A 24,125-nucleotide genomic window follows, 5' to 3' on the forward strand; every position below is an offset into this window, starting at 1 on the left:
ATAATATTGCTTCAATACGTATCATGACGCATGGAGAAGCGCGATGTCTCGAGCAAGCTGTATCTCTCATCCTGAGGGTGAAAGATTAATTTTAATCCGCAAATGGCAATTAGAGGCTTGCGAACAAGATGATTGCGCGGCAGCTTTACTAAATTTATTTGAATATTGGCACAATATCAAGCTCGAACATAATTCCCAAGCTAAGAACTATAATGATGTAGCTCAAAGGCATGGAGATAGTGGCACTCAAATTGAAACTCTATTGCAATGGCACACAACAGAACAATTAGAAGCTTCTTTGTTAAATATTTTTAACAAAAGAAGAATTCATAGTGCAATCGAATCTTTAGTAAGTTTAAAGTTTATTTCAGTTCATCGCAATCCAAATCCTCGTTATGCTTTTGATAAAACCAAACATTTCTTATTTAACCCTAATGAAATCAGTCGTTGGTTAAAAGAGTATTATTTGAAAAAGACTAGTTTCCAGTCTAAGCCGAAAGATGAAAATCAGAATGTAGTTGATGAAGAATCAATAAGTGATTTATCGATGGTGCAAAATGATCTGATCGATAGTGACGATTTGCACCAATCGATAGGTGCAAATCGTACCAACGATGATTACAAAAATGACCAACGGTTAGTGCAAAGTGATTCAACCGTAACGACGAATTGCACCAAGCAATATACAAAGAATACATACCAAGATTACTTACCAAGATTACCTACACAAAAACACATAATTTTGGCGAATGATGAAAAAAACTCATCGTTCGCATTTGAAGTTTTTTGGGACAAGTGGGTTGCATTGACTAACAAGCATATTAACAAAAGAAAATCCCATGGAATTTTTTCAAATTTGGTGATGAGTACAGAGGATCCATTATTAAGCAATATTTTAGAAGCGCTGGAAAAACAAATGCAAGAAAAAGCTCTACGTCAGAAATTGAATTTGTTTGTACCTCAGTGGCCAAATCCTTCAAGTTGGCTCTTGGAAGCACGCTGGGAAGATGAAGTGCATTTAGATGCAGAGTTTTATAAAGCTGAAATATTAAGAACTAATTCTGGATTAACTCAAAATAAACAAACGATTAAGCAACAGAGGGAGTATTACTTAGATGGCCAATACAAATCTCGTATTACTGGAAGCCAAGATGAAAAATCAAGCTCAATCGCCAACAGGCAAGATGCTATCAGACGATTTGATGAAGAATTCAGAAACCGAGCAAGAAATACATAACCCAAGATTATCGGAATTGGATGCAATAAATTTAACAGAATGGCTTATTTTTAAAATCAAGATCCTATATGGCCGTTCTATTTTTGAAGGCGATAATCCTGAGGAAGCCTTCGCTATACGTCAGGAATGGCAAGACTTAGTAACAAAGATAGGGAAAAAAGGAGTGCTGGGAACTATTGATTATCTGTTATCTGGTCATCATAGCGTGCCGTCTTTTCCTCCTTCTCCAGTGGAGTTTAGAAAGTGCTATCGGACACATGTTTCCCCATCCTTGATGCAGGGTTGTGTTGTATCCACTCAGAAAAAATTACCAGTTTTGAGAGGGGAAGAGCATCAAGCTGGATATTTAAAATTTCAGGAGTTAGTTAAAAAACTAAAACCTAATTATTTAGAAAGCAAATGACAAGGAGGATAATTTCAATGATGAACCTAGCAAAAATGTAGACGCAAAAGCGTGAAGTTCCACGCTGAATAAAATAATCAAAGCATTATAAAAATTGAGCAGAATAGGTGCTTAGGGATCTTTACAACCTAAAAAAGGAGAATAGCAATGGAAGTGGGCAATAAAAAAACAAAGTTAATTCGAAAAATGATTAGTTCTCTTGGAATGACTTTATTTACTAGCAGCGTGTTTGCAAATGATCTTTTGGCAAAAGCATTAGATGGTGATGTGAAGGACTCCTTGGGTAATGGTTCGATGTTTTGGAAGGTCTTTATTCTAGTAGACATCATCCTGGCGACTGCGATGGCCGTTAAAAGTAAAAACCCCATGGTGTTTGTTGGTGTTGCAGGAGTGGCTTTTATACCTGCGTTCTTATTGAAAACTTTTGTGTTTTAAGCGAGGGATAATTCGATGAGTAACATGAACTATCGATTTTTAAGCCATATAGATGCACCAAAACGTATCTTAACCCTTACGCTGGATGAGCTGATGATTGCCATCACAGGGTTTATGTTACTCGTTATTAGTAATCAGAAAATTCTTGTATCGCTTTTAAGTTTTAGTCTTTTGGCAGGATGTCGTCATATGAAAAAGGGCGATGGTCCGAAAGCTTTGCTGGTTTTAGCGTATTGGTATTTACCGAAAGCTATTACTCAATTCTTTTTACCCAGATTACCTGCTTCACACCAACGCGTGTGGATTGCATAAAGGAGTTATGATGGATTTTAAAGCTTACCAAAGCCATTTAAGTAAAATTTCAGCCCGTTTTAATTTAATGGTGTTTCTGGTGTTTGGATTACTGACAGCCAATATTCTTTTGTCTGTCTTAGTTTTCCAAGTATGGAAACATCATACAGTTGAAATTACTCCTTATTTTGGTGACAGCGGATATTTAAAAAGTGCAAACCATGTAGATAGTAACTACTTGAGTCTCATGAGTGAAAACTTTATTTATTCTCGTTTGAATGTCACTCCGGAAACCGTAGAGGCCAATCACCAACGTCTACTTAAGTTTGCAGATAGTCAGATCTATCCAGAAATGTTGAGACTTTTAGACAGTGAAGAAAAGGTAATTACTTCCAAAAAAATGTCATCTGTATTTGAGATTATCCAAATTCGAACCAATCCAAAAGACTTAACGGCAGAAGTTACCGGTGTATTAAAACGTTACGTGGGACTACGTGCCTTAAAAGAGGATCGCCTCACCTATGCTTTGCGTTTTAACTACAACCAAGGTCGGTTATCTATTCTTGCATTTACTCATATAAAGGAGAAAGCCAATGCGTAAGCTATTTCTTGCAGGTGCAATGGTCATATTGTCACAAGCCTCAATTGCTGCAACTAGTATTTCCATTAAAGACAATAGTGATATTGCTTTGACACTCAGCCAGGCAAATTACAATCGACTAGTTGTTAAAAACGATAAAATTGTAGAGGCTGTTTTTCCACCTAATGCCATGGGCATAAAACGAGATGAACAGGATGGGAGTGTATACGTCATGTTGACTGCCACAAATCCCTTTACCCTGTTCTTAACTACAGAGTCGGGTCGGCATTTCTCAGTAACCCTAAATGGTGAAGATACTTTAGGTAAAACAATTGAGCTAGTTCCACTGCAAGTGGTAGTTCAAAAAACCAACCCAGTTAAAAATGTATCGCTTCCAGGTGCAGCTATACCTGAATCGATTGTTTCCTTGATTACCCATATGGAACGACGTGAATACATTCAAGGTGTAAACGTGAAGCATCAATATGGGAGAGTAGAACGTTGGAAAGGTGGGCTAACTCTTCTCCCCAAAGAATCCTGGGAAGGTAGTGATTTGAAGGGTGAGATCATTGAGGTTTATAACAGTAGTAAAGAACCTCTTAAACTTTCTGAATCTTGGTTTGCCAATGATAGTGTTAAAGCCATCAAATTTTCTAAAGCTACCCTAGCTCCCAAAGAGACTGCAATGCTTTATAGGGTTCAAGGAGTTGCTCATGGCTAACTTTCAGTTAAACCGCCTGATTAAAGGGAAACAGTTTCGCGCATTAGCAGCCGCAGGATCTTGTATTCTAATTGTAATGTCACTGATTATCGTTTTGTTGGTAGATGGGAGCCCCAAAAAGACAATATCTTCAAAAGAAAATATTGATTTAACAGGTATTGTGAATGAGTCATTTACTGAGGCTAATGCAGATAGCGCCTTGACTTCCCAACAGACGGAACTTGAATCTTTAAAAAATCAATTAGCCGAACTTGCTAAAACCATTTCCACTATGAATGCTGAGCACAGCAAACAGCTACAAGCACAAACTACTGACTTTCAAAAGCAGATAACGGCACTAACTCAATTGAGTCAGGAGAAAGCGGGTAATAATGAAAGTTTGAATGAGGTGCCACCTGAATTAAAGGATGTACAAAATCCACAATTGTGGCACAGCAATTCCTACGCGATGAATACTTCGCCTCAATCAGGTGGTATCACTATGTCAGATGCGCGGCCAATGATTCACACCGTTTCATTTAGGCCAAAACGCAGGACTCAACATACAAATTATTTAAATCCTAATCACTATGTACCCTCCAATACTTCAGTCAGGGCTGTTATTTTGGGAGGTGCTGATGCTGACGCATCCGTCAATGGTCAGTCAAAAAACAATGGCGTGATGCTCTTCAAGTTCTTGGAAGATGGCACATTACCTAATGGTCAGCGTTCCCGTCTTCGTGGGTGTCGAGTGAGCTCCAATTCATATGGTGATATCTCCAGTGAGCGAGCCTATGCAACTTTATATCGTTTGTCTTGTGCTCATCCAGGTCAACCTATCATTGATAAGGAAGTGACGGGGTGGGTATTTTTTAATGGCAAAGTAGGTATAAAGGGCCAGCCATTGATGAGAGATAACAAAGTGATGCAATGGGCAGGTGTGAGTGGGGCATTGTCAGGTATTGCATCAGCTGCCCAATATGCCCAGAGCGTACAACAATTTGGTGCTTTTGGTGCCTCTTCAGTTGTGCCTTCCAGTAACATTGCTCCTTTTGCTGCATATGGTGGTGCTTCTAAAGCTGCCGATACGCTGTCTCAGTATTATGTTAAACGTGCAGAGCAGTATCATCCTGTTATTCAGGTTGGTGCTGGGAATGTGGTTACAGTGGTCTTTAAAGATGGATTTTACTTAGAGCCTGATGAAGACAAGCAACAACATGCGATGAATCAATCCTCAACTGTCGCACAAAAGTTAATTACAGAAGAATCTCAAAACACCCCAGAAGAAATGAATTTTTCAGTACCTCCTGAAGTATTAGGTCGTATAGATCGCACTAATGTACAAACTCAAAATTACAGTGGAGTTGCCCCATGAAATTACTTTCTCTCTTATTAACTATTATTTTTTGTTCGCTGCTGGTTGGATGTGGAACGATGAATTCAGATTTCAGTTGTAAAGTGACTGCAGGTGATAGTTGCCTGACCATTGAACAGGTAGATGCAATGACTCGTTTTGCAGATGGATCGGACTCGCAATACAGACCAAGAAAAACCATTTCTAAAATAAGACGCTCTCGAAAATTAACGCGACCTTATTTGAGTAAAAATGATGAGCAACCGATTTGGGTTGCACCTTGGAAGGATAAAACAGGGAAAACTCACCAAGCAGGCAAGTTATATGCCGGAAGACTTCAACAAAATGCACAAGGATAAGGAATTACTATGCATACAGTAATTAATCAATGGCGTGATAAGACAAGAGATGCTCTACACAATTTAAGTAATTGGGTCGGGGAAACTGCGGGAATCAAGCCTCAGTCACTTAATGAGCGGTCTAGGGCTAATGAAACATTATCAATGGATTTGCCAGCTTTCCGAAGCTTGTTGCCTTATGAAACTTATGATGCTGATGGATTATTTGTAAACCGTCAGACTGTGGGATTTGGTTTGCATATTGCTCCACAGGCGGGAGCTGACGAATCTTTGATGAAAACGTTGGCAGAACTTTTTAAAAACAAATTATCAGAAGGCACGGATTGCACGATTCTTTTATACAAGCACTCATTTCTTGCAAATGATTTAACTCAAAGCTATGCGCCTATTCTTGAAAAAGGCGGCATTTATGCAGAGCTTGCGCGAATGAGCTTGAATTATCATTTAAAAGCCACTCAAAAAGGCTATAAAAATGGCCGTAATGTTCCAGCTCAATTATCTGATTATCGCTGTTACTTATTTGTGTCCAGAATAAATCACCCGAATGTTCAAAATGCGTTAAAGCAGTTACGTGCTGACTTTGAATCAGAATTAAAGGTTGCTGGATTCGGCTTCGCGCATTTGAATCAAATGGACTTTAAAGTCCTGATGAGAACATTGGTATCACCCAATTTTACTGAAGTCCAATGGCCTCAAATTGAAGAGTCTCAATCTTTCATTAGTGATTCAATTCCAGCCGCCTCTACTGTTTACGAAATAGGTGAGTCATCGCTTGATATTTCATTGGCTGATGACCAAGGTTTGTTGCAAAACACTCGCGTGATTAGTTGTGAGGTAACGGCTTTTCCAAAAGAACCCTTTGCTTTGTGGCAGACACCAGATCTGTTTGCCAATCTATTAAAGCCTGAGCAGGGCGTACAGTGTCCTTTTTTGTTGAGCTTTACTATTCGTGGTGTTAACCAGGAAAAAATGAAGGCGCGGGCAAAAAGCCGTGCTAAATCACTAACTGCTAATAACAATGCCATTCAAAGTTTTATTAATCCAGGTATTGCTGATGAAGCATCAGAATGGCGATTTGTCCACGAAGAATCAGCTAGAGGTGACCTGCATTTAATACCAACTTTTTATAATCTGATTTTGTTTACGATAAAAGACCAGGAACGCGAGCATGTGGCTAAAGCGATAAGTGCGTATCGACAAATGGGTTTTACTCTTATGCAGAGCAGGTGCAAACAGTGGCTGCGGTTTTTGGGAAGTTTGCCTTTTATGTTAACCGAAGGTCTTTTTTCAAGCCTTGAAATGCTTGGTATGACAAAAAAATTAAGCCACTACAATGTGGCGAATCTTTTGCCTATCGTTGCTGATTTTAAAGGCTCTAAACAGGGTTTATTATTGCCGACCTATCGACACCAATTATTTCATCTTAATACTTTTGATGACAGGGTGTTACCTATAACCAATTTTAATCGTTTAACCATTGCCTCTCCTGGGGCTGGTAAAACGCTTTTTGAACAAGCACAGATCCTTGATGGTTTATCTCGTGGTCAAATAATTTTTGTTATTGATTTGGGCGCATCTTACAAACATCTGTGTGATTTAGTTGGTGGCACTTATATTGATGCTTCTCGGCTTACTTTAAATCCTTTTACGCTGTTTGATTTTGATGGAGTAACAGACATCAAAGGAGAACGAGTCAACGATTACATTCAAATTAGAGATTTGTTGGCGATAATGGCAAGTCCTAATGAGGCATTAGGTGAAGTACAAAAGGCGTGGCTCTTGGAGGCGGTACTTACCTGCTGGAAAGAGCATGGAAGAAGTGCACGAATGGATCATATGCTTGATGCACTTCGTGATTTGTTGCACAAGCCAGAGTCCAGAAATGATCGTCGTTTGAAGGATTTACTTATACTGCTTTCCAAATATGGCAGTGATGGAATTTACGGAGAAATGTTTAATAGTGATACCCCGCTATTAAATGGCTCCAATTTTGTTGTGCTTGAAATGGGTGGATTAGAAAGTAATCCAGAGCTTCTGACTATTGTCATGTTTGTGATGATAGTGATTATCCAGGGACAGTTTTATCACTCTGACCGAAGAGTCGAAAAGCGTTGCATTATTGATGAAGCATGGCGTTTTTTGGCTGCTGGCTCTAATGAAATTGCTGCTCAATTTATCGAACAAGGATTTAGAACTGCGAGAAAGCATACCGGCGGTTTTGCTGTTATTACCCAACAGCTTGCTGACACCAGTAAAACGGTACAAGGGCAGGCCATTGCAAGCAGTGCAGATACCAAAATCATAATGCGCCAAGGTGCTTTTAAAGACTACATGGAAAAGCATCCAGACAGTTTTAATCCAATGCAGGTCGCAATGATTGAATCATTTGGAGAGGCCAAAACACAAGGTTTTTCGAACCTGATGATTCAGTTTGGCAATATGTACAGCTTCCATCGTTATTTTTGCGATCCATTCTCACGGGTGATGTTTTCCACATCAGGCGATGAGTTTGGTGAAATTGAATCCTTAATTGCTAATGGGGTGTCTTTAAATGAAGCGATTGGTTTAGTTGCCCAAAAATACTATGGGGAAGAATTATGCGACTAATTCAAGTGGTTGTTATGTGCCTGGCTGCAACTATGTTCATCGTCTGTGGTTTATGGCTTAAGTCTCCAAAAAACACAGTAGTTTGTTTTGATATTCAGAAAATACAAGGACAGTTTATTCGGCAGTTAGCGGCTCATAATGCATCTGAAACTCAAGTGACTCGTAGTACTTTGCAATTTAAATCTCTTTTGCAAAAAACACTCCAAAACTATAGTCAAAAAAATAAGATAATTGTTTTAGACAGTAAATTTCATTTGGCTGGTGGTATTGATGTGACTGAGGCGATAGCCAACGAATTAGCATTTGCTATGAGTAAGTCATCATGAAAAAGACATTAATATTTTTTCTTATGTTTATTCTATCTAGTCAAACAATTGCTAGATCGTTTGGTGTGGTGGGTGAAACATTCTTGATTGCAGAAGAAAGTTTTCTGAAACTGATTGAAGATCGATTAGCAGTATTATCTTCCAATGGAGAACTGAATACTTTAAATCAGCAATGGCTCAAAACGGTAGCCAATCACGCTGATCGACCTACTCCATTGGAGTTGCCTCGCGCTTTGAGAACCAGACTTCATCATTATAAGCCAGAAGTGGTCTTATCGCAGGCAATAACTGATATTAACGGACGTATATTGTATCCAATAGGAACACGCGTTAATGCTTTGAAAAATTTACATTCCTATTTGCCATGTTGGTTGTTTTTTAACGCTGATGACGAAGCCCAGTTGCATTGGGTGCAAAAGGAAATGTCTAAGTGCCCTAATCCTAAAATGATTTTAACAGGTGGTGCTGTAAGCAAGGCTGAAAGGATTCTACAGAACATCATTTATTTTGACCAAGCCGGTCGAATATCCAGGAAATTACAAATTAGTTCAGTTCCAGCACGAGTTCAACGAGAGGGAATTCAACTAAGGATTGATGAACTGGCAATTAAGGAGAATGGTGATGTACTTTAGAACTCTTTTGATGGCTTCGTGCTTACTGCTCACTTTTTCTAGTTTTGGTAAACAATGTACCGGTCACTTTGTAAATCCAGTGACAGATGTATGTTGGCGATGTCTTTTTCCGTTATCGATTGGTAATTCTAAAGTGGTTAATTCTTCATTACCCGATACAGATAATGCTTCAAGTCCAATTGGTGTTTGTCCATCAAGTACCGGTGTGCGTATAGGTTTGAACATTGGGTTTTGGGAGCCTTTTGCTTTGACTGATGTTACTGATACGCCCTATTGTTTAATAAATATGGGTGGAACCAAACTTAATTTAGGTTTGAAGCACGGCAGAGGTGGGCGTCATGTAGTAGGTACTGGACAAACACACGCTTTTTTCCATGTGCATTGGTACAAATATCCGCTGATTAACTGGCTGAATTTGATTACATCTGTTGGTTGTCTTCAAAAAGGTGATTTTGACATTGCCTATCTCACGGAACTTGATCCTACTTGGCAGGATTCAGAAATGAGTTTTGTGTTAAGTCCAGAGTCAACTCTTTTTGGTAATCCTATTGCTGCAAGTGCCTGCGCAGCTGATAGCCTTTCATCTTCGTTGACCAATAAATCTGTAGACAGTCTTTTCTGGTGCGCAGGAGCACAAGGTACGCATTATCCAATAACAGGGCATGTGAACTCTCCATTGTCTCCCGTGCAAACTGCATTGCTGTTAACGGAACGAATGAATTACAAAATGCATCGTGAATTTTTAATTTCAGATTCAAGCCCAAGGACAGGCGAGATTTGTCGAGAGCATTTTTATCCAGTTACACCCAAATCACGTTATCGCTATGAAATGGTTAATCAGGTTGCGGATGGTAGGCATTGTTATCCGATTGGTCATAGCACGCTGGATTGGGAAGCAGGAAAAATAAAGCCACATACGCCTGATCAGTATGGATTTTTGGTATGGCGAAAACGCAACTGTACTTTTTTGTGAAGGAAGATGACATGAGGAAGAAAGGACTTGGATTATTAATTGGTATGGCAATGACTACTTTAACCTACGCGACTAATGTATCGGTTTTTATTAGCTTTTCTATGCCTGACAAACTGTTGGAAGAAACGCTTAAAGATTGCATGCGCTTAAAGATCCCCGCTTATCTGAATGGTTTGCATCATAATTCCATGCAAGAGACTGCTATTCGCGTAATGGAGTTAAGTCAAAAAATCCCTGATTTAAATCTACAAATTGACCCTACCTTATTTGAACGTTTTGGTATTCAGCAGGTTCCTGCATTAGTTGTTGAGAACAATAATTCCTTTGATGTGATTTATGGTCATTTGTCTTTAAAAGAAGGACTAATGCGCATAGCAGGAAGAGGAGATAGCGGGCTAACAGTAGCTGATGTTAGGAGAATATCTGGTGAGTAAAAATCTACTGATCTTTTTATTATTATTACCCTGTGCAATTTTTGCTGATTCCCGAGATGACGCATTGAAAGCGCGTGAACAAGTGATGCAGTCATTAAAAGGATTTAATCCAGCAACAGCAATGAAAGATTATACAACCAATCCTAAGGAGACAACCCTTTTGCCTAATGAGGGTAATAATCAACTCAGTAGTACAGGGCTTGATGCACTTGGCAGTAATCAATCTGCTAATGACATTTATCAAAAAGCCACATCAAGGGAAAAAGTACGTGCTAATCCGCATAGTCCTGAAATGAATTATGCTGAAACCTTGCTTGAAAATCCTGATACCGTTTTGGAAGGTGCTTGTTATAAGGAAAAAGCAGTTTGTGAGTCAAAGTCTGTGACTAAAAATTGCGAAGAAACCGCTTCCTATAAACTGTCAGCTTGCAAAGATCGACTTGAGGTACATGTAAAACCAATTATTCAAAGTTTAAGTCGCGTAGTAACTCCTTCCCATTATCAGCGGTATGTGACTTTTGATTTAAAAACATGCCCAACCCAGGATTGGCGATGCAGTGCTAATAATCTGGCTGTTTTTACAGAGCCCTGTGAAAGCTTAAAGGTAACAGTAAGTCGTCTTAATCAAACTTTACTCGTCACTAAACAACCTACATGTAGTGATACTACCATCACTGTGCAACTATCTGGTTGGGGAAGTGCTTTAACTCCTTTTCAAATTTCGATAACGGAATTTGTGAGTGAGGATAAATGGATGCATGAGGATTGCCAGCGCATCATAAATCAAGCCTCACAAGGGAGTTGTTTTTTAGAAGGAAGTGCGCAATGTCTAGAACCGAATGTTATTAAGCATATCAATGGTATTGCCATTAAACGCTCTTGCTGGGGTTCTGAAAAACACTATCAATGCACCGATTTAACTAATAGTACTTGTGCATCATTTATCAATCAGGGTTGCTCGCAAACTGCATCAAATTGTTTGACGGCTAAAAATAACCGTTGCGAACGGTTTGCTCAAACCTTTCAGTGCATGGAAAATTTTTGTATGCCGGAAAAAACCATTTGCCCTGGCAAGATTGCTTGTGCTGATGGGCAATGTGACTCATCTCTTGCAGAAACAAGTGATGATATCCAAGAAGGTTTATCAAGATTAGGGGCACTAGCGGGTGTCGCGGGAGATGTGAGTGCTAATCAGGTAAAAAATGGTGCTGCTGCTATTTTTATCGGAAGTAGCCAAGAGTGTAAAAAATACCCATTAGGATTTCGTGATTGTTGCACCGACTCTGGTTGGGGCGATTGGGTAAAACACTGTCCGCAGGATTTACAAATACTCCAACGCGCTAAACAAGAAAACCGAGTGGTCTATTTGGGTAATTACAAAAAGCATAAGCTTGGAAGCCAGCATTATACCTATTGCATCTTTCCCTCAAAACTAGCTGCCATTGTACAAATCCAAGGACGAGGTGGTCAATTAGGGATTCCGTATGGTTCAGCCCAGTATCCAAATTGCCGCGGGCTTACGCCTGAAGAACTAGAGCGTATTAATTTTTCAGCCCTTGATCTGTCTCCGCTGCAACAGGAACTAATGGCACGTATGACCTTGCCAGCTAATGGTCAAATTGGTGCTAATAATCAGTCCAAAGTAGAGCGATTGAATCGGGAGGGGCGATCCCATGATTAAAAAAATATTTGTTCTCTTTTTCGTGGGTTTTAGTTTTTGTGCAGTGGCTTCCAATCAAGATAATGAGCCGCCAGCCGGATTTCTTTGGTACAACATGAAAGAAGCTACTAAAAAATTACCTAAAATTGAAAAACCGGGGATTCCTTTTAAACGTTTGAGTTTCACGGATAGAGATGCCGTACTACGTTTTTACACCATGGAGGCTTTACATAAAGCACGACACACTAAATCTGTTGAGGATATGAAAGTTTTTTTAAGTCTTCAAGACTACTGGCTGAAAGAATCTTCCCGATTTTCAGAAGTATTTCAAAAAACAATGCTCACTTACCCTGAATACGATTACACGGTGACTCATCCTACATCAAATTTGGGTGCAAAAATGATGGATGAGATGCGGGAAAAAAATAGAAAAAATGTGATTAACCGTCTTTCCAACTCACATGGCCTTCTTTTTTTCTATCGTGGCTCAAATCCATATGATCAAAAGCAAATCCCAATCGTTCGTGATTTTTGTAAGCGGTTTAATCTGCCTTTAATCCCTGTCAGTGTCGATGGAACACTTTCCAACGAGTTTGTCAGATCGCGTAAGGATTATGGCCAGGCCAATCAGCTTGGAGTTCGTTATTTTCCAGCTCTTATGCTCGTCAATCCACATACCAAAAGTACAATGCCTGTAGCTTATGGATTAACGACGCAAGATGCTTTGGAGTTGCGTTTATATCAGGTTGCAACTCAATTCAAAGGAGAATCAGCATGAAAAATCGTTTATTTATTCTTCTTGTTCTCTCATTGCAAGTCATGTGTTCTTATGCTGGTCAAGGGTGGTTGAATCAGATGATAGTAAGCAAAGAGAAGGGAGGTTCAAACCATTCTGAACTTAAAAAATCTGATGATGGATTTTTTAACCAGCATGTTCTGGTGCTTTTTTATGCCAGTACTTGTCCCCACTGCCATCAGTTCGCACCAGAAATTAAAAGATGGGCAGAACGCCAGCAAGCCGAGGTATTGGCTTTATCTTTTGATAATCAACCTCTACCTGATTTTCCGAGCTTCTTACCAGCTACTACCGAATGGGTAAATGCAGCTTATGCAGGTCAATCTATCAGTTATCCTGCACTATTTGTGTTGAACAAGGAAACGCATGTGCTTTATCCCGTAGCAATAGGTTCGATGACCAGTACTGAGCTGGATATACGCATGATGAGTTTAATTCCCAAAATTAAAGCCTATGAAGATAAAAGGATTTCCGCATGAAAAAAACTATAGCAACTCTTTTAATGATGGGATTATCGAGTCAACTAACAGCTAATGTTAGCCAGGATTTAGATAATTTTTTTAATGGAATTGGTTATGCTTCCAACGTGACTTCTCCTGCTGCTTTTGAATCCCAGGCGGCTGGATTTTTTGGCGGTGGTTCTCTTTATGCCCGAAACCAAGTGCGTCAGTATCAGCTAGTGCAGCTTGATTTACCAAGTTATCGAGCAGGTTGTGGTGGTATTGATTTATTTACTGGAAGTATGAGTTTTTTAAGCGAACAAAAACTCGTTGATTTAGGAAAGTCTGTTATGAGCAATGGTGGGGCTTATGCAGTAGATGTGATGCTAGCCTCCACTGTACCTGAATTAAAACAGGTTCGAGATTATCTACAGCAATTAGAGCAAGCTGCAAATCATGCGAGTATCAATTCTTGTGAAATGTCACAAAACTTGGTCGGCGGACTTTGGCCTAAAACAGCTGCATCGCAACAGAAAATATGTAAAGACCAGGGAACTATGGGTAAGGATGGGTTATTCAGTGATTATGTAAAAGCTCGAATGGAGTGTTCTGGTAATGGGTTTGATCGAGCAATGGATAAAGCATCTAAAGATGAAACCACCAAAAAGCAGGTAGTCTTCAATAAAAATCTTGTCTGGTCAATTTTGCAAACCAAGTCCTTTTTAAGTACGGATAGAGAACTGGCTGAAATGGTGATGAGCTTAACTGGTACGCTTATTTTTGATAAAGAAGGAAAGGTTACTAATGTCCCTTCGTTAGCAGGTCAGGCAGATTTGATTAACGCTATGATTGGTACAAGTGGTGGTAGTCATCAGGCAAAAATATGGCGTTGTAAAGATGCGGGCTCAGCCAGTCAGTGTTTACAAGTTAGTCTTCAAGAAATTTCCATTCCTGAAACATCCACTCTGACTTATAGAGTCCGTGACATCATTCGCACTATCAATACCAAACTGACCAATGATGAAAAGCCAGGTAATCGTGAAATCAATTTTTTAAGTATGACTTCATTGCCGGTGATGAAATTTTTAAGTGTTTTAAACAGCACCCAATACGGCAGTAGTGCGGTTGACATTGAAGAATATGCCTCGCTTATTGCTCATGATTTATTGACAAACTATCTAACTGAGTTGCTAGCCGAAGTTGCCAATGCTACCGCAGGATCAGAACTCAATCAGGATTTAGTTAAAGACATACAAAAGCGAATTAATGAAGCAACTACTAAAGTCGCAGCACTCGATCCCAAAGTTGGGCATAAGTTAAAGGAAAAATTATCCCTTATAGAACATATGGCACGGATTGAAAAACAAGTGGCACAAACTATGGGAAGCACGGTCAGTTAAAGGGAGAATAAAATGGTAACCATCCATGTTTTAGCAGCTGGTGAATTATTCCAGCATGTTTTGAATGCAATAGCGGCTTTTATGAAACAGGATAGTTTTATAGGGCTTTTAAGAATTACAGCACTGATTGGTATCGTGATGGCCACGGTTGGATTTTTAAAAACTCGCGATCCAATGGCCTTTGGCCGATGGTTTATGGGCTATGTGTTATTTGTGAATCTTGTTTTGTTGCCTAAAACGAGCGTGTTAATTGATGATATCTCATCACAAACTCCTAAACTTGTAGATAATGTACCTGTGGTATTTGCCTTGAGTGCAAGCCTAGTCACTACAATTGGATATGGTTTGGCGCAAAGTTATGACGCACTACTGTCTATGCCAGATGATCTGCAATATACACGAACTGGTGCGCTCTTTGGTTCTCGCCTGATTTTGGCATCTACAGATTTTAGAATTACAGATCCTATTTTAAAAGAAGAGATGGATCAGTATTTTCGCAGTTGTGTTGTAGGTGATATTAGATTGAATCGTAAATACAGCGTTGGTGACCTGGCTAATTCAACCAATCTTTGGGATTTGATTACTGCTCGCGCATCACCTCTTCGAATGACTCGAGTAAATAATAAATTAGTTCCCTGTGTGGAAGCTGCCAAGCCTGACGGACAGTATAGTCTGCGTAAAAAACTAGATGCGGAAATTAAAAAGGCATATTCGTTTTTTGGAATTAATCTTTTTGGTAAACCCGAACATACTACTTATGAGCGACTGTTTGAAACGCATCTTAAATCGGCTTTTGATTATTATCAGGGATTAACAGATGCATCGGGAAATATTTTTCTACAAAGCATGATGATTAATGCAATTGGGGATGGAGTTGCACACTATCAGGCATTTACTGATTCCACGGCAGGAATTGTTAATCAGCAATTTACAAAATCTCAAGTACAACATCGTTGGTCATGGGAAATTGCCGGACTTAAAGCGCTATGGTTCTTACCTCTTTTACATACTTGGCTCACCTTGCTTTTATTTGGAGTATTTCCACTAATTATAGTTCTAACAACTTTACCAGATGGAACACGTATTCTTTATGGTTACCTTCAGTTTTTCTTATCACTGCAATTTTGGCCGGTTATGTTCGCAATTTTAAATGCTGGTATGGCTTTATATGGAAGTCATCAATCTGGAGAGTATGGCCAGTTTACTATGGTCAATATCGATAAAATTGATGAGTTACATAATGATATTTCAGGGGTGTCAGGATATATGATGATGCTTATTCCTTTTCTTGCTAATGGATTAGTTTCTAATCTGGGAGCGGCTTTTAGTAATCTGGCCACTAGCATGACTGGTCATGTCCAAGGTTCTACGATGGCAGTAGCAGGGGAGGCTGCGAGTGCATCGTTTGGTTTAGGACAGACAAGCTTTTATAACACGAATGCTAATAATTTTTCAGCTAATAAACACGACTCTAATTGGAGTCACATGCATGGCATGCACACTGAACAATTAAGTACGGGAGTTTTAAAAACGATTACAGGAAGCGGTGAAAGAGTGTTTGATGTGAGCCCTGGAATGTCTAGAGGTGCTGTTTCTATTAATGCATCTGAGGGGTTAAGTGGTTCTCTCAATCAAGCCTATGAAACATCAAAACAGGCAGCATCGAATGAGTCGCAGCATTTCCAAACCTCACTTTCCAATTTTGCTCACCGAGCACTACAATTATCTCAATTGCAAGGCCATGACATGCGGTTGGGAGATGGAGTATCAGCCAGTGAATCAGGACAATACTCTCAAGCATTATCAACGATGACTAATATTGCAAAAGATGTAGCACATCGCACTGGAGTAAGTACTGAAGATGCACTGTCACATTTGACAAATGGAGGATGGGGATCTCATATTGGTGTTAAGAGTGATAGCTCCCTTGCAGGAAAAGTCCTAGCACTTGGTACTGGTATCAATGGTGGTGTTGATGCCCACCTGAAATTTGATCGCTCATCTAATAGTAGTGATAGGTATCATAATGGATCTGATAATGCCGTCTCAGCACGAGAAGCTCAAGATTTTAATAAAGCACTTAATTATGTGAGCCATTTTGCTCAAACGCACCATTTCGATAATAGTCACTCTCAAGCAGCACACCTTTCTAATCAGTTAGGTGCTGATTTGAGAGAAGCTCAAACAGCGAGCCATAATTATGATGCAAGTCTGTCAAAATCAGAGCGAATACAGCAGGCTAAGAACTATGTTGAATCTCATTCTTCACAAATTAATACTGATTTAAACCAGGCTTTTCCTGCTTATGTAGCTAGTCGTGTGGGTGAATCTACACGGGACGAACTATTTAGTCATCCAGGGGATACACAAGCACTCCATAAGTTACAAGCCTTGGGTGATGACTTTATATCCTCTAAAAGAGATGACTTGATCAATGATTTTGGTAATAAACAACAGAGCAATCAAATTGATTCCTTTTATCAGAGTGAACAAAGTCATTTGGTCAGCAAGCAAGATAGTTTAGGTAGAGAGTATGAGAAAAATAGCCATGCCATAACTCAAGAAACTAAATCGCTTAAGGTAGGTATTGATGATGAAAAAATCAAACATTTGCAACAGGATGTGAAACATCAAATAAATACATTCACAACTCAAAGCAACAATGGCGGAATATTGATTGATAACAAACATAGTACTCTGAAAAATGAAACAAATAATGAAATAAAAGAAGGGAAGGTTAACGCTCAGAAAAATACAGTTTTAAATGAAAAATTATTAAAAAATTCTGGTCTTCACAACAAAGGAGAGTGAGATGAATAGTCAGGAATTAAAACAGGCGATTGCGAACGATATTGAGGTAATGAAACATATGGACGTTGGGATTATTCCTGCAACTGAATATTACTTAAGTCTCTTAAAGCTAGTAGTGGGAGGATTCTGGAAACTAGGTGTGGTTTCTTTTTTAGCCATACTATGTGCATGTTTACATAACCCTAGATATCCGCTGATTGGTTGGGAGGCATATTTTAATGAAATTACCACATCTGCATTGATCGGTTTTTCAATGGCATTAGGCGTTATAGTTTTGCTATTTCACGCTTTTAATTATTACTACCTGATTAAGTATCATCTGGAGAAGCAACTGAAACTGGGTAAGATTTTGATTATAAAACTCAAACAAGCTGCATATCTCTTCTGGGGATTGTTTGCTCTTTTTTGTCTTATGTTTGCTAGTCAAGCAGAGTCATTTACGGGTTACTTAGCTGTTGGAAGTGCTTTTATCGTAAGCGCTGTAATTACTTGCTTAATCATTAGTATGGAACTTAATCGAGTTGGCATTAGCGCGCTTTTTACGGTGGTTAGCCAATTTATTAATAAAGGTAAAACCATCAAAATATAAAATAATCAAAATGCGTTAATTATATTCACTTAATTTGGCAGTGGTAGCCGCTGCTTTGCCTAAATGGGCTAAAAGGACAATAAAAAATGAGTGATCAAGCTAATTTTAAACACTACACGCGGGGCGGACAAATCAGCTTTCATAATCTACGTATGTGGGATCAGATTACGAAAACTCTGACCATGATATGTCTTTTTCTTTGGATTGTTTTAACTGGACTTATAACTTGGGGTGTTACCTCCAGTGAAAAATTGCAGCATACATGCGCTTATTTTTATGCGCAATTTTTAAATATTGTTGGCCAAAAACATATTTTTAATCTCCCATTTCAAGGCCAGAATTATCAACAAAATGTTGATACGATTCTTCATTATCCTTACTACAGTAGAAATGCTAATGCGGTTATTGAGTTATTTGGTAAATCCGCTCTGGCAGCTTTTGGCATCGCTTTCGTTACGGGAATTGGCTTAGTCATTTATTTTATCCGCCGTGGTAAGGCGCAGAGCGAAAGTCAATTTGTCCGTGGAAGTCGAATGGATTCACCTGAGAGTGTTAAAAAAATTATTATCCAAGATGGTTCGAACTCTGACATTCATATTGATGGATTTCCACTAATTGAAGGTAGCGAAGTCCAGCATTTACTTGTCCATGGAACCGTAGGCACAGGAAAAAGCCAACTCATTATGAAAATTATGAACGCTCTAAGAGAGCGTGGAGATAGGGTTATTGTTTATGATAAGGGTTGTTCGTTTATTCCGAACTATTATCGAGAGGAGTCAGATGTAGTATTAAATCCTTTTGATGTTCGCTGTCCAAATTGGGATATGTGGCAAGAGGCACCTAGAGATTCAGACTTTGAAAACATGGCCGAAAGTTTAATTCCAATGCATGGTGAGTCTGATCCTTTTTGGGTTAATGCTGCAAGAACTGTGTTTTCAAGTGTTGCAACAACTATGAGAAATGACAGTGACCGTTCTCTTGAGAAATTATTAAGACTTTTGTTAACAGGTGAGTTTTCATTTTTAGAAGAGTACTTGCGCGGAACCCCAGCAGCAACGCTTGTTAGCGGTAAAATTGAAAAAACAGCTATTTCTATACGCTCTGTAATCACTACCTATCTTAAATCACTTCAGGCTTTAACAGGGCTTACACACAAAGACCAACCGCCCTTTTCAATCCGAGATTACATCCTCGATGAAAATAGAAAAGGCTGGTTGTTTATTTCGTCAAATGGTGAGCAACACAAGGCACTAAAACCATTAATGTCAATGTGGCTGGCTATGGCATCGCTGACTCTTTTAAGTTTAACACCGGATAGGAATCGAAGGATCTGGTTTATTTGCGATGAGCTGCCCAGCCTGCATAAATTGCCCTTGCTAGGAGAAACTATAGCTGAAGTACGCAAATTTGGAGGTTGCTTCTTGTTAGGAATGCAAAGTTTTTCCCAGTTGACCAAAGTGTATGGGCAAAGTGGTTCAAAAGAAATTTTTGATTTACTAAACACACGTTTTTTCTTTAGAAGTCCAAGCGCTGATATGGCGCGTCTTGTTGCGAATGAATTGGGTGAAGAGGAAATAGAGGAGTCACGGGAAAATTATTCTTATGGTGCAAACAGTATTCGTGATGGAATTTCATTAGGTAATCAGCGTGTTACACGTCCTATTGTTGCTTATCCAGAGATTTTAGAAATGGAAGATCTAACCTGCTTTTTACGTTTACCAGGTCCTTATCCAGTAACCAAACTTTCGATTTCCCTAACTAATTATCAATCTAACTGTCCTGGATTTATCGAACGAATCTTGCCTGAAGTAATTCGAGAGGAATTTATTAGTCCTACAGAGGACAACGAGTCGTCGTCAGGATTAAATCTTCAAAGTTTTGACACAGCCCATAAAAAGGCCAGAGAAAACCATCTTATTAATTACATGGATTGAGGTGAATCATGTTAAGTATACAACCACTTTCATCAGCTAAAGGCGCTGCGGATTATTATACGACTGCTTTTAATTATTACTCAGGAGATGCAACGGCTATGCTTTGGCTGGGTAAAGGCAGCGATCAGTTACAACTAAAAGGGATTGTTGAAAAAGAACAAATGTTGACTCTGTTAGAAGGAGAGCTACCTAATGGCCTGAGACTTCAAAACCTTAAAGGAGAACATCGTCCTGGTTTTGATATGACCTTTTCCGCCCCTAAAAGTGTTTCCATATTGGTGGGTCTAGGTGCAGCACCTGAACTAGTAGGCTTTCATGATAAAGCTGTTAAATATGCGATTGCTCAAATTGAAAACGAATTTGCAGAAACACGGGTTCGACGTGATGGGGAAATCGTTTTTGAAAAGACAGGGAATTTGGTAGTTGCTGCATTTAGGCAGCCTAGTTCACGTGCCAACGATCCTGCATTGCATACTCATTGCGTCACTATGAATATGACTTTTCTAAATGGGAAAGCCAGGTCTTTGGCGAGTGATCCTTCCAGGAACAATGGAGTTATTGAGCAAATACAAAATAATGCCCACTATTGTGGGTTAATCTATCGGCAACATTTAGCTAATCAACTCAAAGAAGCAGGATTTCGTTTACAATTAACAGGTGACGGATTATTTGAAATTGATGGCATACCCAAAGATGTTTTGAGGGAATTCTCAAGACGTCGAATAGATATTGAGCGACATTTAGAAGAAAAAGGTTGGGAAGGAGCAAAAAGCTCATCTGCTGCTACACTTTTGACGCGTCATGGAAAGGAGGAGCAGGATCTGGCTTTCTTTGAAGAAGATTGGCAACAACGCGCCAAAGCATTGGGGTTTGATGCACATGAATTTATAAAAAATCGCGATCAGCAATTTGAATCAAATACCTGGTTATCTGGGATTAAAGAAAAACTATTATCGCTAGTTAGAAAAAATACTCAAAACAAAAATCCTACAGAAATTGATGCCGCTCATGCATGTGTCCAGGTGGCAACTGAAACCTTAAGTCAACGTTCTTCAGTATTTAGTGAGCAAGCTTTATTAGCAGAATCCATGAAACATAGTTTAATTTATCCCCAGTCGATCGATAAAAAAACAATTATTCAAGCTGTCCAGCACGAGAAAAGATCTCAAACACTTTATGAATCAAGATGTCCCAAGACCCAACAAGCATTACTAACTACACCATGGTTATTGACACTTGAAGCAGAAACCATCGCTAGAATTGATAACAATAAAGGCGTGATGCCCGCTATTTCAAGCAAAAAAGGTGTTGAGGATTTCCAAAAGCAGAGAGCTGAGTCATTACCATTTCCAATGACTGACTCTCAAAAGCAGTCAATGATCGCCTTGTTGACAAGTAGGGATCGCTTTTCAGCAATACAGGGTTATGCAGGCGTTGCCAAAACTTCTATGTTGGCTGAAGCACGACTTTTAATTCAAGAGCAGGGTTATCAACTTCGCGGTATTACAGTTGCCAGTTCTGCTGCAAACGAATTACAAACTAAAGCAGGAATTCGTTCGGACGTATATCCAATTGTGCACCAGGAACTCAAAGAATCACCGAGTGGTTCATTATCCAAAACATTATTTATCGTTGATGAATCATCTATGCTTTCATCACACCAAGGTCATGAACTTCTAAAGCAAATTGAACGAACGGGTGCACGTCTAGTTTTAGTTGGAGATAAAGCACAATTACCCAGCGTAAATACAGGCCGGATTTTTAGTTTGACTCAAGATTATGGTATTGAAACCACTGTTATGGATGAAATAGTTCGGCAGAAAAATAAAAACGTGAAGGATGCCGTAATTTCCGCAACGAAAGGGGACGTCAAAGAAGCATTAGAGAATCTTGAAGTTCAAACCCTGGCTACACATGAAGAACGAATTAAATGGATTGCTAATCATTGGTTATCTTTAACTCCAGAACGTCGACAAGAAACTTTATTATTTGCTCCAACTCATGCAAACAGAGAAACCATTACTGAGATCCTCCGCAAAGGTCTTAAAAATGAAGCGGTCTTAGAAGGCAATGTTTATATGCAAACTGTTCTCAAAGCAAAAACAATTGAGGCTGTTCAACAACGATTCGTGGATTATTATCAAAAAGGAGATGTGGTGCGTTTTAACCAGAGTTTTAAAAAAGGCGATCTCAAACAGGGGGATTATTATACCGTTGGTCAGATCTCCTCAAATCATCGCCGTGACAATGTGTTGCCCCTCATTAATAATGAAAATGGAAAACATGTTCAGTTTGCTCTCAAAAATCTTCCTAATTATAAGACACACTCCGCTCCTTTTGAGCGGGTAATTGAGCTTTATGATCCAAAGTCATTAGAGCTAATTAAAGGAGATAAAGTGATGTGGACACGTAATTTTAAAGATTTGGGTATTAGGAATGGGCTGTGTGCTGTGCTTAGTGAAGTCAATGACAAATCACTTCATTTCACTACAAAAGAAGGTAGTTCATTAAAGCTAGAAAAATCACATCCAGCACTTAAACATCTTGATTACAGTTATGTACTTACTAATTACAAAGTACAGGGAAAGGATGCCCCTTATGCTATTGGATTAATGGAGTCATATCATCGTTTCAGTGCAACATTAAAAAACTTCTATGTTCAAATTTCAAGGGCTATTAATGGTATGACGTTAGTAACGGATAACAAAGAACATCTTATTGATGCTATTAAAAGAAATTCAGATGAAAAACCTGCCTCCCTAGATATTATTTCTAGTGACCAGTTGAACAAGCATGGGGAGCGGTTCATGAATCAGACTAAATTATCAATTCAATCTGTAATAGATAAAAAAAGCTTATTAGAGGCAAATGAAACATCCAACTACTTAAACCATCAAAACAAAATAGGGGAGCTTTATTATACAAAAAATAATAGTCAGGTAATTCCTGAAAGAGCAAAACCATTAATTAAGGAATTAGAATTATAACCTAGGGGATCACCATGTCACGATTAACAGTTTCATTGCCAGATAACTTACACAATCGAATTTCATCCTTAGCCACCAAAAACAATGAGTCAATGTCGAATATTATTAACCAATTGATTCATATAGGTATGCATCATTGGAACGAAGCTCAGCAAAAAAATACTATTAAACCCAACCAGACCGTTGAACAACACTGTCAACAACTTATCATACAGATGAATGCCCTTATTAAAAATATGTCTGTAGAGTTGCTTAAGTTTAATCAAGAAGATTTTGAGCAGTTACAGCAGGCCGCTGTAGGTAAATTCAATGAATTAAAAAGTATTTGTGATGATGTAACCTAATTTTTAATGTGAAATGAATTCTTTCGAAACCAGAATACTAAAATAGTACTATCGAGGAGAGTATACGCTCATGGCCGTTGCAATTTAGATGGTTCACAAGCTTAACCCAAAGTTTGATCATAAATGATTGACTTGTGCCTCATTCTTGGTTATGTTACTTTTAATTAAAGTAACATAACCAAGGTGGGTTATATGGACCAGCATTCAAATGCAGAAAAGCAAGCCCGATATAGAAAGAAAGAGCAACTTAGGCGTCAAGCAGATCAAATTGTACGTAAATGGCAGTTAGAGCCTTGGAAGCACCACTTGAAAAGTCTGCAGGAGGTACATCATCTTATTGACGCTGCAATTAAACTCCCATCTGGTTGGACTGACGAAGATTATTTGAATGCAGAGAAAAGACTTTACCACGTCTATTCGGAAATAGTCTCTCCAGTTAATCAGCTTTCAAATGATGTGCATGAAAGTAGAAATGCTTTTAACAAATCCATAAGCCCTTCTGACCTACCCAAGATTAATTCCAATTTAATAAAAGCAGCGGAAAACACAAATGCATTAGCTTCACATATTATCTCTGCACTTAAATTATCTGATTGTAATGAAGCTGATCAAGCAGCCGCCTTAATGGAGGCTATGCGGTTTGTGGGGAGAACTTTAACAAATAATCGTGAAAGTCCTTGCTCTCAGGCAACGACAATGTGCCTTGCTACGATTGATCGTATATACGAGCGTCCACGTTGGTTCGCTAAAAAACTTGCGGACACACTTTCTCAACAAATTCACCCTGATATTTTGCGTGAAATTGGAAAGTATTTAGTTAATAACTAAACAGA

The 24,125-nt window shown here is 38.9% G+C and carries 23 protein-coding genes; all 23 read left to right on the forward strand.

Annotated elements, in window-relative coordinates; translation table 11 throughout:
* Nucleotides 1-43 precede the first annotated feature (43 nt).
* Nucleotides 44-1,237 (forward strand): hypothetical protein, encoded by a 1,194-nt coding sequence (locus Lqua_RS10990; protein ID WP_058474320.1) that lies wholly within the window; start codon nucleotides 44-46, stop codon nucleotides 1,235-1,237.
* Complete coding sequence (locus tag Lqua_RS10995; protein ID WP_133141066.1) at nucleotides 1,152-1,640, forward strand: hypothetical protein; 489 nt, start codon at nucleotides 1,152-1,154, stop codon at nucleotides 1,638-1,640. Before Lqua_RS10990 ends, Lqua_RS10995 begins: the two co-directional genes overlap by 86 nt.
* Before the next feature lie 147 nt (nucleotides 1,641-1,787).
* Nucleotides 1,788-2,075, forward strand: coding sequence for a hypothetical protein (locus Lqua_RS11000; RefSeq protein WP_058474322.1), 288 nt, complete (start codon nucleotides 1,788-1,790; stop codon nucleotides 2,073-2,075).
* A 15-nt stretch (nucleotides 2,076-2,090) separates the two neighbouring features.
* The gene (gene traL / locus Lqua_RS11005) at nucleotides 2,091-2,387 is read left to right on the forward strand and encodes a type IV conjugative transfer system protein TraL (protein ID WP_058474323.1); all 297 of its coding nucleotides are present in this window, start codon (nucleotides 2,091-2,093) and stop codon (nucleotides 2,385-2,387) included.
* A gap of 7 nt (nucleotides 2,388-2,394) precedes the next feature.
* On the forward strand, nucleotides 2,395-2,967 hold the full coding sequence (gene traE, locus Lqua_RS11010; RefSeq protein WP_238585566.1) for a type IV conjugative transfer system protein TraE: 573 nt from the start codon (nucleotides 2,395-2,397) through the stop codon (nucleotides 2,965-2,967).
* Nucleotides 2,960-3,667: a type-F conjugative transfer system secretin TraK gene (gene traK / locus Lqua_RS11015; protein WP_058474325.1), complete on the forward strand. Its 708-nt coding sequence runs from the start codon at nucleotides 2,960-2,962 to the stop codon at nucleotides 3,665-3,667. Before traE ends, traK begins: the two co-directional genes overlap by 8 nt.
* Nucleotides 3,660-5,021, forward strand: coding sequence for a TraB/TrbI/VirB10 family type IV secretion system protein (locus Lqua_RS11020; protein WP_058474326.1), 1,362 nt, complete (start codon nucleotides 3,660-3,662; stop codon nucleotides 5,019-5,021). The genes traK and Lqua_RS11020 overlap by 8 nt, the downstream gene beginning before the upstream one ends.
* Complete coding sequence (locus Lqua_RS18765; RefSeq protein WP_065240168.1) at nucleotides 5,018-5,359, forward strand: hypothetical protein; 342 nt, start codon at nucleotides 5,018-5,020, stop codon at nucleotides 5,357-5,359. The genes Lqua_RS11020 and Lqua_RS18765 overlap by 4 nt, the downstream gene beginning before the upstream one ends.
* Nucleotides 5,360-5,368: 9 nt before the next feature.
* Entirely contained in the window at nucleotides 5,369-7,966 is a 2,598-nt protein-coding gene (gene traC, locus Lqua_RS11030; protein WP_058474327.1) for a type IV secretion system protein TraC, read from the forward strand.
* Nucleotides 7,957-8,292 (forward strand): TrbI F-type domain-containing protein, encoded by a 336-nt coding sequence (locus tag Lqua_RS11035; protein ID WP_058474328.1) that lies wholly within the window; start codon nucleotides 7,957-7,959, stop codon nucleotides 8,290-8,292. Before traC ends, Lqua_RS11035 begins: the two co-directional genes overlap by 10 nt.
* Entirely contained in the window at nucleotides 8,289-8,924 is a 636-nt protein-coding gene (gene traW / locus Lqua_RS11040) for a type-F conjugative transfer system protein TraW (RefSeq protein WP_058474329.1), read from the forward strand. Before Lqua_RS11035 ends, traW begins: the two co-directional genes overlap by 4 nt.
* Entirely contained in the window at nucleotides 8,914-9,897 is a 984-nt protein-coding gene (gene traU, locus Lqua_RS11045) for a conjugal transfer pilus assembly protein TraU (RefSeq protein ID WP_058474330.1), read from the forward strand. The genes traW and traU overlap by 11 nt, the downstream gene beginning before the upstream one ends.
* 11 nt (nucleotides 9,898-9,908) lie before the next feature.
* Complete coding sequence (trbC, locus tag Lqua_RS11050) at nucleotides 9,909-10,331, forward strand: type-F conjugative transfer system pilin assembly protein TrbC (RefSeq protein ID WP_058474408.1); 423 nt, start codon at nucleotides 9,909-9,911, stop codon at nucleotides 10,329-10,331.
* A complete protein-coding gene (gene traN / locus Lqua_RS11055; protein WP_058474409.1) occupies nucleotides 10,324-12,012 on the forward strand; it encodes a type-F conjugative transfer system mating-pair stabilization protein TraN in 1,689 nt (562 codons plus the stop codon). The genes trbC and traN overlap by 8 nt, the downstream gene beginning before the upstream one ends.
* Entirely contained in the window at nucleotides 12,005-12,769 is a 765-nt protein-coding gene (gene traF, locus Lqua_RS11060) for a type-F conjugative transfer system pilin assembly protein TraF (protein ID WP_058474331.1), read from the forward strand. The genes traN and traF overlap by 8 nt, the downstream gene beginning before the upstream one ends.
* Complete coding sequence (gene trbB, locus Lqua_RS11065; protein WP_058474332.1) at nucleotides 12,766-13,266, forward strand: type-F conjugative transfer system pilin assembly thiol-disulfide isomerase TrbB; 501 nt, start codon at nucleotides 12,766-12,768, stop codon at nucleotides 13,264-13,266. The genes traF and trbB overlap by 4 nt, the downstream gene beginning before the upstream one ends.
* Entirely contained in the window at nucleotides 13,263-14,627 is a 1,365-nt protein-coding gene (locus Lqua_RS11070; RefSeq protein WP_058474333.1) for a conjugal transfer protein TraH, read from the forward strand. Before trbB ends, Lqua_RS11070 begins: the two co-directional genes overlap by 4 nt.
* A gap of 12 nt (nucleotides 14,628-14,639) precedes the next feature.
* Nucleotides 14,640-17,438 carry a conjugal transfer mating-pair stabilization protein TraG gene (gene traG / locus Lqua_RS11075; RefSeq protein WP_058474334.1) on the forward strand — a complete coding sequence of 933 codons (2,799 nt, stop codon included), beginning with the start codon at nucleotides 14,640-14,642 and terminating at the stop codon, nucleotides 17,436-17,438.
* 1 nt (nucleotide 17,439) lies between these two features.
* A complete protein-coding gene (locus Lqua_RS11080) occupies nucleotides 17,440-18,027 on the forward strand; it encodes a hypothetical protein (RefSeq protein WP_058474335.1) in 588 nt (195 codons plus the stop codon).
* An 86-nt stretch (nucleotides 18,028-18,113) separates the two neighbouring features.
* The gene (gene traD, locus Lqua_RS11085) at nucleotides 18,114-19,961 is read left to right on the forward strand and encodes a type IV conjugative transfer system coupling protein TraD (RefSeq protein WP_083501311.1); all 1,848 of its coding nucleotides are present in this window, start codon (nucleotides 18,114-18,116) and stop codon (nucleotides 19,959-19,961) included.
* Nucleotides 19,962-19,969: 8 nt separating this feature from the next.
* Entirely contained in the window at nucleotides 19,970-22,948 is a 2,979-nt protein-coding gene (mobF, locus tag Lqua_RS11090) for a MobF family relaxase (RefSeq protein ID WP_058474336.1), read from the forward strand.
* A 14-nt stretch (nucleotides 22,949-22,962) separates the two neighbouring features.
* Nucleotides 22,963-23,292: a hypothetical protein gene (locus Lqua_RS11095; RefSeq protein ID WP_058474337.1), complete on the forward strand. Its 330-nt coding sequence runs from the start codon at nucleotides 22,963-22,965 to the stop codon at nucleotides 23,290-23,292.
* Between the two features lie 192 nt (nucleotides 23,293-23,484).
* Nucleotides 23,485-24,120, forward strand: a complete 636-nt coding sequence (locus Lqua_RS11100; protein ID WP_058474338.1) for a hypothetical protein — start codon at nucleotides 23,485-23,487, stop codon at nucleotides 24,118-24,120.
* Nucleotides 24,121-24,125 lie beyond the last annotated feature (5 nt).

This window comes from Legionella quateirensis (assembly GCF_001467955.1).
Lineage (GTDB): Bacteria > Pseudomonadota > Gammaproteobacteria > Legionellales > Legionellaceae > Legionella > Legionella quateirensis.

Bases quoted from the DNA above. Each gene is read 5' to 3' on its own strand.
- Lqua_RS10990 (WP_058474320.1), top strand. From the start codon at position 44: ATGTCTCGAGCAAGCTGTATCTCTCATCCTGAGGGTGAAAGATTAATT.
- Lqua_RS10995 (WP_133141066.1), top strand. From the start codon at position 1,152: ATGAAAAATCAAGCTCAATCGCCAACAGGCAAGATGCTATCAGACGAT.
- Lqua_RS11000 (WP_058474322.1), top strand. From the start codon at position 1,788: ATGGAAGTGGGCAATAAAAAAACAAAGTTAATTCGAAAAATGATTAGT.
- traL (WP_058474323.1), top strand. From the start codon at position 2,091: ATGAGTAACATGAACTATCGATTTTTAAGCCATATAGATGCACCAAAA.
- traE (WP_238585566.1), top strand. From the start codon at position 2,395: ATGATGGATTTTAAAGCTTACCAAAGCCATTTAAGTAAAATTTCAGCC.
- traK (WP_058474325.1), top strand. From the start codon at position 2,960: ATGCGTAAGCTATTTCTTGCAGGTGCAATGGTCATATTGTCACAAGCC.
- Lqua_RS11020 (WP_058474326.1), top strand. From the start codon at position 3,660: ATGGCTAACTTTCAGTTAAACCGCCTGATTAAAGGGAAACAGTTTCGC.
- Lqua_RS18765 (WP_065240168.1), top strand. From the start codon at position 5,018: ATGAAATTACTTTCTCTCTTATTAACTATTATTTTTTGTTCGCTGCTG.
- traC (WP_058474327.1), top strand. From the start codon at position 5,369: ATGCATACAGTAATTAATCAATGGCGTGATAAGACAAGAGATGCTCTA.
- Lqua_RS11035 (WP_058474328.1), top strand. From the start codon at position 7,957: ATGCGACTAATTCAAGTGGTTGTTATGTGCCTGGCTGCAACTATGTTC.
- traW (WP_058474329.1), top strand. From the start codon at position 8,289: ATGAAAAAGACATTAATATTTTTTCTTATGTTTATTCTATCTAGTCAA.
- traU (WP_058474330.1), top strand. From the start codon at position 8,914: ATGTACTTTAGAACTCTTTTGATGGCTTCGTGCTTACTGCTCACTTTT.
- trbC (WP_058474408.1), top strand. From the start codon at position 9,909: ATGAGGAAGAAAGGACTTGGATTATTAATTGGTATGGCAATGACTACT.
- traF (WP_058474331.1), top strand. From the start codon at position 12,005: ATGATTAAAAAAATATTTGTTCTCTTTTTCGTGGGTTTTAGTTTTTGT.
- trbB (WP_058474332.1), top strand. From the start codon at position 12,766: ATGAAAAATCGTTTATTTATTCTTCTTGTTCTCTCATTGCAAGTCATG.
- Lqua_RS11070 (WP_058474333.1), top strand. From the start codon at position 13,263: ATGAAAAAAACTATAGCAACTCTTTTAATGATGGGATTATCGAGTCAA.
- traG (WP_058474334.1), top strand. From the start codon at position 14,640: ATGGTAACCATCCATGTTTTAGCAGCTGGTGAATTATTCCAGCATGTT.
- Lqua_RS11080 (WP_058474335.1), top strand. From the start codon at position 17,440: ATGAATAGTCAGGAATTAAAACAGGCGATTGCGAACGATATTGAGGTA.
- traD (WP_083501311.1), top strand. From the start codon at position 18,114: ATGAGTGATCAAGCTAATTTTAAACACTACACGCGGGGCGGACAAATC.
- mobF (WP_058474336.1), top strand. From the start codon at position 19,970: ATGTTAAGTATACAACCACTTTCATCAGCTAAAGGCGCTGCGGATTAT.
- Lqua_RS11095 (WP_058474337.1), top strand. From the start codon at position 22,963: ATGTCACGATTAACAGTTTCATTGCCAGATAACTTACACAATCGAATT.
- Lqua_RS11100 (WP_058474338.1), top strand. From the start codon at position 23,485: ATGGACCAGCATTCAAATGCAGAAAAGCAAGCCCGATATAGAAAGAAA.